The sequence below is a fragment of the Pseudomonas putida genome, from assembly GCF_001941965.1.
Lineage (GTDB): Bacteria > Pseudomonadota > Gammaproteobacteria > Pseudomonadales > Pseudomonadaceae > Aquipseudomonas > Aquipseudomonas putida_L.
The window spans coordinates 1-12,393 of the sequence record NZ_MKZO01000002.1 but is presented as its reverse complement, the minus strand read 5'-3'; the positions used below and the strand labels follow the sequence as shown (position 1 = coordinate 12,393).

The window sequence follows — 12,393 nt, the reverse complement described above, 5'->3', positions numbered from 1 at the left end:
CCATGCAATGAAAACGCCCCGGCGGGTAAGGCCGGGGCGACGGGGTTACTTGATGCGCTGGCCCGGCTTGGCGCCGCTGTCAGGGCTGAGCAGGTAGATCTCTTCACCGCCAGGACCGGCGGCCATGACCATGCCCTCGGATACGCCGAAGCGCATTTTACGTGGCTTCAGGTTGGCGATCATCATGGTCAGGCGACCTTCCAGCCTGGCCGGGTCCGGATACGCCGACTTGATCCCGGAGAACACGTTGCGCTGTTCGTCACCGATATCCAGGGTCAGGCGCAGCAGCTTGTCGGCACCCTCCACGGCTTCGGCCTTGACGATCAGGGCGACCCGCAGGTCCACCGCGGCGAAGGCATCGAATTCGATTTCCGGCGACAGCGGGTCCTTGGCCAGCTCGCCATTGCCGGCCGGGGCCGCAGGCGCGCCCTGGCTGGCGGCCAGGTCTTCCTTGGAGGCTTCGACCATGGCTTCCACCTTGGCCATCTCGATCCGCGTCATCAGCGCCTTGAACGGGTTCAGCTTGTGGTTTTCCAGGCGGGTCTGGTGGTCGTTCCAGGTCAGTGGCGCGACATTGAGGAAAGCTTCGGCCTCCGCCGCCAGCACCGGCAGCACCGGCTTGAGGAAGATCACCAGCTGGCGGAACAGGTTGATGCCCTGGGCGCAGATGGCCTGGACTTCGTCCTGCTTGCCTTCCTGCTTGTTCAGCGACCATGGCGCCTTGTCGGCGATCCAGGCGTTGGCGCGGTCGGCCAGGGCCATGATTTCGCGCATGGCACGGGAGAAGTCGCGGGCCTCGTAGGCGTCGGCGATGCTCGGTGCGGCGGCGCGGAAGGCTTCGGTCAGCTCTGGCGCGGCATCGCCGGCGACCATTACGCCGTCGTTGCCTTTATGGAGGAACCCGGCGCAGCGGCTGGCGATGTTGACCACCTTGCCGACCAGGTCGGAGTTGACCTTCTGCACGAAGTCCTCGAGGTTCAGGTCGAGGTCGTCGACGCCGCGGCCCAGCTTGGAGGCGTAGTAGTAGCGCAGGTATTCCGGCGGCAGGTGGTCCAGGTAGGTGCGCGCCTTGATGAAGGTGCCGCGGGACTTGGACATCTTCTGGCCGTTGACGGTCAGGTAGCCGTGCACGTTGATCGCGGTCGGCTTGCGGTAGCCGGCGCCCTGGAGCATGGCGGGCCAGAACAGGGCGTGGAAGTTGACGATGTCCTTGCCGATGAAGTGGTACAGCTCGGCCGTGGAGTCCTTGTTCCAGAAGGCGTCGAAGTCCAGTTCCGGGCGGCGTGCGCAGAGGTTCTTGAAGCTGGCCATGTAGCCGATCGGCGCGTCCAGCCAGACGTAGAAGTACTTGCCCGGCGCGTCCGGGATCTCGAAGCCGAAGTACGGCGCATCGCGGGAGATGTCCCACTCCTGCAGGCCGGAGTCCAGCCATTCGGCCAGCTTGTTGGCCACGGCGTCCTGCAGGGTGCCGCTGCGGGTCCATTCCTGGAGCATGGCCTGGAAGTCAGGCAGCTTGAAGAAGAAGTGCTGGGAATCCTTGAGCACCGGGGTGGCGCCGGAGATCGCCGACTTCGGGTTCTTCAGTTCGGTCGGGGCGTAGGTGGCGCCGCATTTCTCGCAGTTGTCGCCGTACTGGTCTTCGGCCGCGCATTTCGGGCAGGTGCCCTTGATGAAGCGGTCGGCCAGGAACATTTTCTTGTCCGGGTCGAAGTACTGGGTCACCGAACGGGTGGCGATATGGCCGGCATCGCGCAGCGCCAGGTAGATGCTGCTGGACAGCGTGCGGTTTTCCTCGGCGTGGGTCGAATGGAAATTGTCGAAATCGACGAGGAAGTCGGCGAAATCGCCGGCATGTTCCTTCTGTACGCCGTCGATCAGTTGTTCCGGGGTGATGCCTTCCTTTTCCGCGCGCAGCATGATCGCCGAGCCGTGTGCGTCGTCAGCGCAGACGTAGATGCACTGGTTGCCACGGTGCTTCTGGAAACGCACCCACATGTCGGTCTGGATGTACTCGAGCATGTGGCCAAGGTGGATGGAACCATTGGCATAGGGCAGGGCACTGGTAACGAGGATCTGGCGTGGCTCGGACATGGGGGCTCGGCTACTTAATTCGGCTATTCAGGGGAAAACGATGATCGGCCACTATAAAGCGCCGGGAAATATATTTCACCCCGTGGACGTCCCGTCGCTGACACACGGGTTAGCATAGCGGGCTATCCAGACCAGTCTTTTATCGGGAGTCTCCATGAGCGCCGTCACTCGCGCAGCGGTTGAAGCCGTCCTTCGTCAATACACCGATCCGTACCTGAACCAGGACCCGGTCAGCGCCGGCTGCGTGCGCGCCATCGTCATCGAGGACGACCGGGTTGGCGTGCTGCTGCAACTGGGCTATGCCGCCGGCCTGTTCAAGAACGGCTGGGCCCAGGTGTTGAAAACCGCCATCGAAGGGCTGGACGGCGTCAGCGCGGCGAAGGTGACCATCGACTGCGTGATCGAGCCGCACAAGGCCCAGGCGCAGATTCCCGGCCTGGCCAATGTGAAGAACATCATCGCCGTGGCCTCCGGCAAGGGCGGCGTGGGCAAGTCCACCACCGCCGCCAACCTGGCCCTGGCCCTGGCCCGCGAGGGCGCGCGGGTGGGCATTCTCGACGCGGATATCTATGGCCCGAGCCAGGGCGTGATGTTCGGCATCGCCGAGGGCACCCGGCCGCAGGTCAAGGAGCAGAAGTGGTTCGTGCCGATCAAGGCCCATGGCGTGGAAGTCATGTCCATGGCCTTCCTCACCGATGACAACACGCCGATGGTCTGGCGTGGCCCGATGGTTTCCGGGGCGCTGCTGCAACTGGTGACCCAGACCGCCTGGGACAACCTCGACTACCTGGTGATCGACATGCCGCCAGGCACCGGCGACATCCAGTTGACCCTGGCGCAGAAGGTCCCGGTGGCCGGCTCGGTGATCGTCACCACGCCGCAGGACCTGGCCTTGCTCGACGCGAAGAAGGGCGTGGAGATGTTCCGCAAGGTGAATATCCCGGTGCTGGGCGTGGTCGAGAACATGGCCGTGCATATCTGTTCGAACTGCGGGCATGCCGAGCATCTGTTCGGCGAGGGCGGTGGCGAGAAGCTGGCGTCGCAGTACGGGGTCGAGCTACTGGCCTCGCTGCCGCTGTCGATGCTGATCCGCGAGCAGGCTGATAACGGCAAGCCGACGGCGATTGCCGAGCCGGAAAGCCAGATAGCCATGGTCTACCAGGAACTGGCGCGGTCGGTGGGCGCGCGGTTGGTGTTGCAGGAAGCGGCGGCGCCGGCGATGCCGAATATCACCATTAGCGACGATTGAGCCTGTACTGGCCTCCCACAGGTTCAGCGGTGCACGCGATCCCTGTGGGAGCTGGCTTGCCAGCGATGGGGCCAGTAGCCACACCACAAAACCCAGGCATAAAAAAACCCGCCGTGAGGCGGGTTTTTTTGAACGCTATGTAAGCGAATCAGCAGAAGTTAGATAACTTCGACTTCTTCAGCTTGCATGCCTTTCTGACCGCGGGTAGCGATGAAAGAAACCTGTTGGCCTTCTTTCAGGCTCTTGAAGCCGTCAGCCTTGATGGCTTTGAAGTGTACGAACAGGTCGTCACCGGATTGTGGGGTGATGAAGCCGAAGCCTTTCTCATCGTTGAACCACTTAACGGTACCGGTTTGGCGATTGGACATGGTCTGTCTCCTTGGACAAAGTAGTTAACGGCTCAGGAAACGCCCTGGCCGGGACTGAGTGCAAAAAGACAGAAAATTCATGGATGGGCGATCGAAATCTTGCATCAAGTAGAGATTCTCAGTGACAACGTGCAGCACAGTGGCGGCACCTTAACCCTTTTTCCCCAACGTGCCAATGGTCTCGTGGGGCTTTTGCACAAATCATGACTGACGGCGCCGTTCGTGGCCTGCAGGGCTCCGTCCGGCAAATGGATGCAGGCTAAATCTTTGAAGCGGGCGCTCGTCCCGGTAAGATGCGCGTCACCTTTTTCACCCCGCTATTTCAGGATACCCCGCCATGAGCATCAAATCGGACAAGTGGATTCGCCGCATGGCGCAGGAACACGGCATGATCGAACCGTTCGTCGAGCGCCAGGTGCGCAACGACGGCAATGACAAGCTGATCTCCTTCGGTGTCTCCAGCTATGGCTACGACGTGCGCTGCGCCGACGAATTCAAGGTGTTCACCAACATCAATTCGGCCACCGTCGATCCCAAGAACTTCGATGCCGGCAGCTTCGTCGACGTCAAGAGCGACGTGTGCATCATCCCGCCGAACTCCTTCGCCCTGGCCCGTACCGTCGAGTACTTCCGCATTCCGCGCAACGTCCTGACCATCTGCCTGGGCAAGAGCACCTACGCGCGCTGCGGCATCATCGTCAACGTCACCCCGCTGGAACCGGAGTGGGAAGGCCACGTGACCCTGGAGTTCTCCAACACCACCACGCTGCCGGCGAAGATCTACGCCAATGAAGGCGTGGCACAGATGCTCTTCCTCGAATCCGATGAAGAATGCGAAGTGTCCTACAAGGATCGTGGCGGCAAGTACCAGGGCCAGCGCGGCGTCACCCTGCCGCGCACCTGATCCGACGAGCCGGGGGAATTCCCCCGGCGTTTGGCACTCCAAGAGATTGAAACCTCTCGTCAGGAGCAGCCGATGAAACTGGACCCCACCATCAGCGCCAAGCTTGCCATCCTGCAGCCCAACCAGATCGGGCTGCTGGCGTGGTCGTTGCTGGCCCATCCTCCGCTGCATGCCGGTGGTGTACCCGGGCAGCCGGATCCGGACACTCCGCAACCGCCTCAGCCGGGTGAAAACCCGCCGATGGAGCCCGGTGAACCCACCCTTCCCGATGAACCACCACCTGCTCCGGTAGCCTGAATTCAGGGCGCCAGCGGCCAGACCTGGCCGTCGCCCGCCAGGTACAGGCGCGCTGGCGCATCAGGCTTCACCTCCCAGCCCCCGGTAAACTCGCCGAAGGCCGGCAGCAGGCTGACCTGCTCGTCGATCACGAAGCACGGCAGGCGTAGCCGTTGCCGCGCCCGCCCGCGCAGCACGCAGACCGGGTGTACATGCCCGGCCAGCACCGGCCGTGACGGATGCACCTGGGGCTCGTGCTGCAGGGCGAAGGGGTCCATGACCCAGGGCTCGTCGAGCACCTCGATACCCAGTTGCGCCGGAGGATCACCCGCATGGCGGTCGTGATTGCCGCGAATCAGGCGGAAATGCACCCCCGCATGACGTTCGCGCCAGGCCGTGAGCAAGGCCAGGGTCGCCGGTGCGCGCCCTGAACGGGCGTGAATGAAATCTCCCAGGACGATCATCTGTTCGCACGGATAAGCCCCCAGCAGGCTGTCCAGCCGCTCCAGGGTCGCGGCCGTGGTGCCGCGCGGCACCGGCTGGTGGAGCGCGCGATAGCTGGCCGCCTTGCCGATATGCACGTCCGCCACCAGCAACGCCTTGCGCGCGGGCCAGTACAGGGCGCGGTCCGCCAGCAGCCACAGGCGTTCCCCGCAGAGTTCGATCTCAACGTGAGCGGGCACGGCGCGGCCTCCCGTCGGCAACCTGTTCCAGATCGGCGACCATCCGCGCGATGCGGTCCGCCAGCTTTTCCGTGCTCAGGGTCTCGCGCATGCCCTCGACCACCAGGGCGAACGCCAGCGGGCCCGGGCGGCGCAGGTCGTGCAGGTCGAGGCGCAGCGCATTCATCTTCAGCAACTGGCGCTGCAGGCGCTCGATCTCCAGTTCCTCGCGCAGCACCTCGTCCCGGGCCTGGCCCAGCAGCAGATTGTCCGCGTCATGGCGACGGAATACCTCGAAGAACAATCCGCTGGAGGCCTGGATCTGTCGGGTACTTTTTTGTGCCGCCGGATAGCCGCCAAACACCAGCCCGGAAATCTGCGCGATCTCGCGAAAGCGCCGTTGGGCCATTTCCCCGGCGTTGAGGCTGGCGAGCACGTCCTCCAGAAGGTTGTCCGGGCTCAGCGCTTCCGGCAGCAGGGCAGCCCAGTCCACCGCCGTGGGTGTCAGCAATTCGAAACCGTAGTCGTTGACCGCAATGGATGCGCTCAGCGGCCGCACCCGGCTGGCCCGCCAGGCGATCAGGCTGGCCAGGCCGAGGTTGGCCATGCGCCCGGCGAACGGATAGAGAAACAGATGCCAGCCCTGGCGCGAATGCCAGGTCTCGGCCAGCAGGCTGGCTTGGGTGGGCAACGCCGACCACTCGGCCTGCACGTCCAGCAGTGGCCGCACGGCGCGCATTTCCGGGCCGTCGAAGCGCCCGTGGGCCGCGGCATCCAGTTGCGCCACCAGGGCGTCCGCCAGCTCGCTGGAAAGCGGCATGCGCCCGCCATTCCAGCGCGCCAGCGCGGCCTTGCGCGAGGTGCTGCGGCGCACATAGGCGGTCATGTTCTCCACCCGCACCAGTTCCAGCACCCGGCCGGCGAAAACGAAAGCATCGTCCGGACGCAGCCGGGCGATAAAGGCCTCCTCGACGCTGCCGAGGTTGGCGCCACCACCGCCCTTGCTCCAGAACTTCAACTGGATGCTGGCATCGCTGACGATGGTGCCGATGCCCATGCGGTGGCGGCGGGCCAGACGTTCGCTGACCACCCGCCAGACGCCATCCTCGCCCGGCTCGACCCGCTGGTAATCGGGGTAGGCGGTCAGCGAGCTGCCACCATGCCGGACGAAATCCAGCGCCCATTGCCACTGGCTGTCGCGCAGATCACGAAACGCCCAGGTGCTGCGGACTTCCGCCAGCAGTTCTTCGGGTCGAAAGCCCGCCCCCAACGCCATGCTGACCAGATGCTGGACCAGCACATCCAGGCACAGCCGGGGCGACTGCCTTGCCTCGATCTGCCCGGCTGCCAGGGCCTGACGCGCTGCCGCCGCTTCCACCAGCTCCAGGCTATGGGTCGGCACCAGGGTGATCCGCGAGGCCCGCCCTGGCGCGTGTCCGGAGCGTCCGGCCCGCTGCATCAGGCGCGCCACGCCCTTGGCCGAGCCGATCTGCAGCACCCGCTCCACCGGCAGGAAATCCACCCCGAGATCGAGGCTGGACGTACAGACCACGGCCTTCAGCCCGCCGTCCTTGAGACTGCGCTCGACCCAGTCCCGGGTACTGCGAGCCAGCGACGCATGGTGCAGGGCGATCAATCCGGCCCACTCCGGTCGTACTTCCAGCAAGCCCTGGTACCAGCGCTCGGCCTGGGCCCGGGTATTGGTGAAGACCAGGCAGCTGTGACAGGCATCGATCTCGCCGGCGACCTGCTCCAACTGGCTCAGGCCCATGTGTCCAGCCCAGGGGAAGCGCTCGATGGCCCTGGGCAGCAGGCAATCCACCAGCAGCTTCTTGTCCTGTTTGCCTTCGATCAGCCGGCCGCCCTCGGGCAGCAGCACCTCCAGGGCATGAGTGAGATTGCCCAGGGTCGCCGACAGCCCCCAGACCACCAGCCCGGGATTCCACCGGCGCAAGCGCGCCAGGGCCAATTGCAACTGCACGCCGCGCTTGTTGCCGAGCAGCTCGTGCCATTCGTCGACCACCACTATGCGCAGGCTGGCGAAGTCGTTGTGCGCCGAAGCGCGGGTCAGCAGCAGGGTCAGGCTTTCCGGAGTGGTGATCAGGGTCGAAGGCAGGCGCCGGGCCTGGCGGGCGCGTTCGGCGCTGGAGGTGTCGCCGCTGCGCACGCCGACGGTCCAGGGCAGTTCGAGATCCTCCAGCGGTGCTTGCAGGGCCCGGGCGGTATCGGCCGCGAGGGCACGCATGGGCGTGATCCACAGCACCTGCAAGGGCGCAGGCTGCGCGCCCTGGCTGGCGAAGGCGCGCAGGGCGGCGAGCCACACCGCATAGGTCTTGCCCGCCCCGGTGCTGGCGTGGAGCAGGCCGGACTCGCCACGCCCGACCGCCGCCCAGACCTGACGCTGGAAGGCGAACGGTGTCCAGCCACGGGTGGCGAACCAGGCATCGGCAAGGTTGGGAGAGGCGGGCATGGGCGGCTCGGCAAGGGCTGTGTCTCTACAGACCGCCGGCCGCCCGGGTTGGTTTTATTTCAGATTGCCGCGCAGGAATTGTTGCAGGCGTTCGCTTTTTGGCTGGCCGAGCACGTCTGCCGGCGTACCTTGCTCCTCCACCAGCCCCTGGTGCAGGAACATCACCTGGCTCGACACCTGGCGGGCAAAGGCCATTTCGTGGGTGACCATGATCATGGTCCGGCCTTCCTCGGCCAGGCCCTGGATCACCTTCAGCACTTCGCCCACCAGTTCCGGGTCGAGGGCCGAGGTCGGTTCGTCGAACAGCAGCACTTCCGGCTCCATCGCCAGGGCCCGGGCGATGGCCACCCGCTGTTGCTGGCCGCCGGAGAGGAAGGCCGGGTACTGCTCGGCCACTCGTGGCGCCAGGCCGACCTTGTCCAGGTAGCGCCGCGCCCGTTCCTCGGCTTCCTGCTTGCTGATCCCCAGCACCCGGCGCGGGGCCATGCAGATGTTTTCCAGCACGCTGAGGTGGCTCCACAGGTTGAAGTGCTGGAACACCATGGCCAGGCGCGTGCGCAGGCGTTGCAGCTCGTCGGCGTCGGCCACGTGCATGCCGTGGCGGTCGTGGACCATGCGGATGTCCTTGCCATCCAGGGTCATGCGCCCGTCGTCGGGCTGTTCGAGGAAGTTGATGCAGCGCAGGAAGGTGCTCTTGCCCGAGCCGCTGGCGCCGATCAGGCTGATCACGTCGCCGGTCTTCGCCTTCAGGGACACGCCCTTGAGCACCTTGTGCTCGCCGTAACTCTTGTGCAGGTCTTCGATGGTCAGTTTGTACACACGCAATTCCTCAAGGCGACAGCAGGTAGCCGCTACGGTAGGCCTCGCGGCCGGCGACATGGGCGATGACCATCCCGGCGGTTGCCATGCGCCGCAGTGAGCGGGCATAGAGCAAACCGGCCTGGACATTGCGCACCGGGGTGACCCGGTCGTTGAGCGGGTCGATCACCTCGGCCACCAGTTGCCCGGCTTCCAGGTACTGGCCTGGAGTGACATGGAACACCAGCAGGCCGCCCATCGGCGTGGCGACCGGCTCCACGGCGGCCAGTGGCGTGGCCGGGTAGAGCAGCGGAGGCAGCGGCGCCGGCTCGCCTTCGATGGCGCCGAAGCGGGTCAGGTACTGGATGATCGCCTCGCAGTCGGCCTCGGCCAGCGGGTGGCTGACATCGCCCTGGCCGCGCAATTCGACGGTCACCGAGAAGCTGCCCATGGGGATCGGGAACTGCTTGCCGAAGCGCTGTTGCAACTGCCACCAGACCAGGGTGAAGCACTCGTCGAACGACTGCCCGCCGGAGTCGGTGGCCAGCAGGCTGGCCTGCACCCCGAGGTAGCGTGACAGCGGTTCGACCTGGGCCCAGGCTTCCGGCGTGGTGTAGAGGTGCTCGACCGCCTCGAAGTCGCAATGCAGGTCGAGGACCATGTCGGCGTCGCAGGCCAGGCGTTGCAGGGTCAGGCGCTGGGATTGCAGCGGGGTATTGGCCGGGTGGGCGTCGAGGCCACGGCGCAGGTACTCGCGGATCAGCGCCAGGTTGTGCTGCGGGTCCTGGCGCAGGTGGCCTTCGATCTGGTCACCGATCTGGTCGCTGAGGTCGACGAAGCGGCGGTTGAAGTTCTCGCCGCTCTGCAGCTCGTAGCGGCCCAGGGGCACGTCCATCAGCACCTGCTCCAGGCCCACCGGATTGGCCACCGGCACCAGGACGATCTCCTTGCGCAGCAGGCCGCGGGTTTCGAGGTCGGCCAGGCGCTGTTTCAGGTGCCAGGCCACCAGCATGCCGGGCAGTTCGTCGGCATGCAGCGAGGCCTGGATATAGATCTTGCCGCCGGCCCGCGGGCCGAAGTGGAAGCTGTGGATCTGCCGGGCGATACCGGGCACCGGGGCCAGCAGGTCATGGGTCTTGTGGTGCATTGCAAGTCAGTCCTAGTGAGCGGGGCCGAGGAAGGCCAGCCAGCGCCGTTCGGCGAGGCGGAACAGGCCGACCAGGGTAAAGGTGATGCACAGGTAGATCAGCGCCGCGATGCCGAACGACTGGAAGGTCATGAAGGTCGCCGAGTTGGCGTCCCGGGCGACCTTGAGGATATCCGGCACCGTGGCGGTAAAGGCCACCGTTGTCGAGTGCAGCATCAGGATCACCTCGTTGCTGTAGAACGGCAGCGAGCGGCGCAGCGCCGACGGCATGATGATGTAAGCATAGAGTTTCCAGCCGTGCAGGCCATAGGCGCGGGCCGCCTCGATTTCACCGTGGTGCATGCTGCGGATCGCCCCGGCGAAGATCTCCGTGGTGTAGGCGCAGGTGTTCAGGGCGAAGGCGAGGATGGTGCAGTTCATCGCATCGCGGAAGAACGCATCCAGCAGCGGTTGCTCGCGCACTGCGGCGATGCTGTAGATCCCGGTGTAGCAGATCAGCAACTGGATATACAGCGGCGTGCCGCGGAACAGGTAGGTGTAGAACTGCACCGGCCAGCGCACCCAGAGCTTGCGCGAGACCCGGGCGATGGACAGCGGGATGGAAACGAGGAAGCCGATCAGCAGCGAGGCGCTAAGCAGCCACATCGTCATCGCCAGCCCGGTGATATGCGTGCCGTCGGTGTAGAGGAAGGCCCGCCAGTATTCCTGGAGCAGTTCGATCATCGCAGCGCCTCCCGGGTGCCGACGTTATAGCGCCGTTCCAGCCAGCGCAGGACCAGGTTCGAGGTGCTGGTGATGGCCAGGTAGATCAGCGCCGCGACCACCAGGAAGAAGAACAGTTGGTAGCTGCTCTTGCCAGCGTCCTGGGCGGCCTTGACCAGGTCGGCGAGGCCGATGATCGAGACCAGCGCGGTGGCCTTGAGCATGACCATCCAGTTGTTGCCGATGCCCGGCAGGGCGAAGCGCATCATCTGCGGGAAGACCACGAAGCGAAAGCGCTGCATGCGCTTGAGGCCATAGGCCGTGGCGGCTTCCACCTGGCCCCGGGGGACGGCAAGGATGGCGCCGCGGAAGGTCTCGGTGAAATAGGCGCCGTAGATGAAACCGAGGGTGATGACCCCGGCGGCGAACGGGTCGATCTCGATGTATTCCCATTCCATGTAGTCGGTGAGGCTGGTGAGCCAGGTTTGCAGGCTGTAGAAGATCAGCAGCATCAGCACCAGGTCCGGCACGCCGCGGATCAGCGTGGTGTAGAGCTGGGCCGGCAGGCGCAGCATGCGGATCGGCGAAAGCTTGGCGCTGGCGCCGACCAGGCCGATGGCGACCGCCACCAGCAGGGACATGAACGCCAGTTGCACGGTCATCAGGGTGCCTTGCCAGAGCAGCGGGCCGAAGCCCCGCAGGCTGAAAGCGGAAAGCCCGAGCAGGGCGAGGAATTGGTCGAGCATGGAGGCGAACCCCGAGGCAGAAATAAAAATGCCCGCCCTTGTGAGGCGGGCACTGTTTCAACGGTTATTTACCGCTGTAGAGGTTCAGCTCACCGAAGTGTTTCTTCTGGATTTCGGCGTAGGTGCCGTCGTCGTGTAACGCTTTGATACCTTTGTTCAGGAGTTCCTTCAGCTCGGTGTTACCTTTGCGGATGCCGATGGCGGTCTTGGAAGGCAGCAGTTCGCTGTCCACCGGCTCGCTCACCTCATAGCCGGCGCCTTTTTCGGACTTGAGGAAGCCCAGTTCGGCTTGCAGCATGTCCTGGATCGAGGCATCGAGGCGGCCCGACAGCAGGTCGGCGTAGACCTGGTCCTGGTTCTGGTAGGCCACGGTCTTGACCCCGGCCTTGTCCAGCACGGCCTTGGCGTAGGCCTCCTGGATGGTGCCTTGCTCGTAGCCGACGCTCTTGCCCTTGAGCGAGGCGGGGTCGGCGCTCAGGCCGGAACCTTTCTTGTAGACCAGCGAGGTCGGGCCGCTGAACAGCTCTTCGGAGAAGTCGATGGCCTTCTGCCGGGCCGGAGTGACGGTCATCGACGAGATCACACCGTCGAACTTGTTGGCCTTCAGGCCCGGGATCATGCCGTCGAAATCGCTCTCGACCCATTTGCAGGTGACCTTGAGTTCCTTGCAGATCGCGTTGCCCAGGTCGATATCGAAGCCCACCAGGCTACCATCGGCGGCCTTGGACTCGAAGGGTGCATAGGAAGGATCGACGCCGAAGCGCAGCTCTTTGTATTCCTTGGCGAAGGTACTGCCGGCAGCCAGACACAGAGCAACAGCGGAAAGCGTCAGCCATGCTTTTTTCATCGTGGAGTCCTTGTGAAGCGGCGGATATGAGGTATGGCCGTGCACCGTTACCGGTCGCGGCCCGACATCACAGTGATAGCAATTTCCGCACCATCGTTCCAAAAGTGCTGTGTGGGTGGGGGTTGGGGGATTC

The 12,393-nt window shown here is 64.7% G+C and carries 12 protein-coding genes; 3 read left to right on the top strand and 9 right to left on the bottom strand.

What is annotated here, in order from left to right; genetic code table 11:
- Nucleotides 1-45 precede the first annotated feature (45 nt).
- Nucleotides 46-2,091, bottom strand: a complete 2,046-nt coding sequence (gene metG, locus PSEMO_RS00910) for a methionine--tRNA ligase (RefSeq protein ID WP_075801305.1) — start codon at nucleotides 2,089-2,091, stop codon at nucleotides 46-48.
- 154 nt (nucleotides 2,092-2,245) lie between these two features.
- On the opposite strand from metG, the gene apbC reads away from it, so the two are divergent.
- Nucleotides 2,246-3,340: an iron-sulfur cluster carrier protein ApbC gene (gene apbC / locus PSEMO_RS00905; protein ID WP_075801304.1), complete on the top strand. Its 1,095-nt coding sequence runs from the start codon at nucleotides 2,246-2,248 to the stop codon at nucleotides 3,338-3,340.
- Between the two features lie 158 nt (nucleotides 3,341-3,498).
- Here the strand turns inward: apbC and PSEMO_RS00900 are convergent, their stop codons facing one another.
- The gene (locus tag PSEMO_RS00900) at nucleotides 3,499-3,708 is read right to left on the bottom strand and encodes a cold-shock protein (protein ID WP_028943495.1); all 210 of its coding nucleotides are present in this window, start codon (nucleotides 3,706-3,708) and stop codon (nucleotides 3,499-3,501) included.
- A gap of 337 nt (nucleotides 3,709-4,045) precedes the next feature.
- Here PSEMO_RS00900 and dcd point away from each other — a divergent pair, with 337 nt between their 5' ends.
- Together dcd and PSEMO_RS00890 are read left to right on the top strand one after the other, a co-directional pair.
- Nucleotides 4,046-4,612 carry a dCTP deaminase gene (dcd, locus tag PSEMO_RS00895; RefSeq protein WP_042122772.1) on the top strand — a complete coding sequence of 189 codons (567 nt, stop codon included), beginning with the start codon at nucleotides 4,046-4,048 and terminating at the stop codon, nucleotides 4,610-4,612.
- A 72-nt stretch (nucleotides 4,613-4,684) separates the two neighbouring features.
- Complete coding sequence (locus PSEMO_RS00890) at nucleotides 4,685-4,909, top strand: hypothetical protein (RefSeq protein WP_075801303.1); 225 nt, start codon at nucleotides 4,685-4,687, stop codon at nucleotides 4,907-4,909.
- 2 nt (nucleotides 4,910-4,911) lie between these two features.
- Here PSEMO_RS00890 and pdeM read toward each other — a convergent pair whose 3' ends face one another.
- The 7 genes from pdeM to PSEMO_RS00855 all read right to left on the bottom strand — a co-directional run bounded on the left by pdeM (nucleotide 4,912) and on the right by PSEMO_RS00855 (nucleotide 12,260).
- Nucleotides 4,912-5,571 (bottom strand): ligase-associated DNA damage response endonuclease PdeM, encoded by a 660-nt coding sequence (gene pdeM / locus PSEMO_RS00885; RefSeq protein ID WP_075801302.1) that lies wholly within the window; start codon nucleotides 5,569-5,571, stop codon nucleotides 4,912-4,914.
- Nucleotides 5,555-8,020 (bottom strand): ligase-associated DNA damage response DEXH box helicase, encoded by a 2,466-nt coding sequence (locus tag PSEMO_RS00880; protein ID WP_075801301.1) that lies wholly within the window; start codon nucleotides 8,018-8,020, stop codon nucleotides 5,555-5,557. Before PSEMO_RS00880 ends, pdeM begins: the two co-directional genes overlap by 17 nt.
- Nucleotides 8,021-8,074: 54 nt before the next feature.
- Nucleotides 8,075-8,839 (bottom strand): ABC transporter ATP-binding protein, encoded by a 765-nt coding sequence (locus PSEMO_RS00875; RefSeq protein WP_075801300.1) that lies wholly within the window; start codon nucleotides 8,837-8,839, stop codon nucleotides 8,075-8,077.
- Nucleotides 8,840-8,849: 10 nt separating this feature from the next.
- Complete coding sequence (locus PSEMO_RS00870; RefSeq protein ID WP_075801299.1) at nucleotides 8,850-9,965, bottom strand: succinylglutamate desuccinylase/aspartoacylase family protein; 1,116 nt, start codon at nucleotides 9,963-9,965, stop codon at nucleotides 8,850-8,852.
- 12 nt (nucleotides 9,966-9,977) lie between these two features.
- Nucleotides 9,978-10,688, bottom strand: a complete 711-nt coding sequence (locus PSEMO_RS00865; RefSeq protein ID WP_075801298.1) for an ABC transporter permease — start codon at nucleotides 10,686-10,688, stop codon at nucleotides 9,978-9,980.
- Entirely contained in the window at nucleotides 10,685-11,413 is a 729-nt protein-coding gene (locus tag PSEMO_RS00860; protein ID WP_075801297.1) for an ABC transporter permease, read from the bottom strand. Before PSEMO_RS00860 ends, PSEMO_RS00865 begins: the two co-directional genes overlap by 4 nt.
- Nucleotides 11,414-11,477: 64 nt before the next feature.
- Nucleotides 11,478-12,260, bottom strand: coding sequence for a transporter substrate-binding domain-containing protein (locus tag PSEMO_RS00855; RefSeq protein WP_075801296.1), 783 nt, complete (start codon nucleotides 12,258-12,260; stop codon nucleotides 11,478-11,480).
- Nucleotides 12,261-12,393 lie beyond the last annotated feature (133 nt).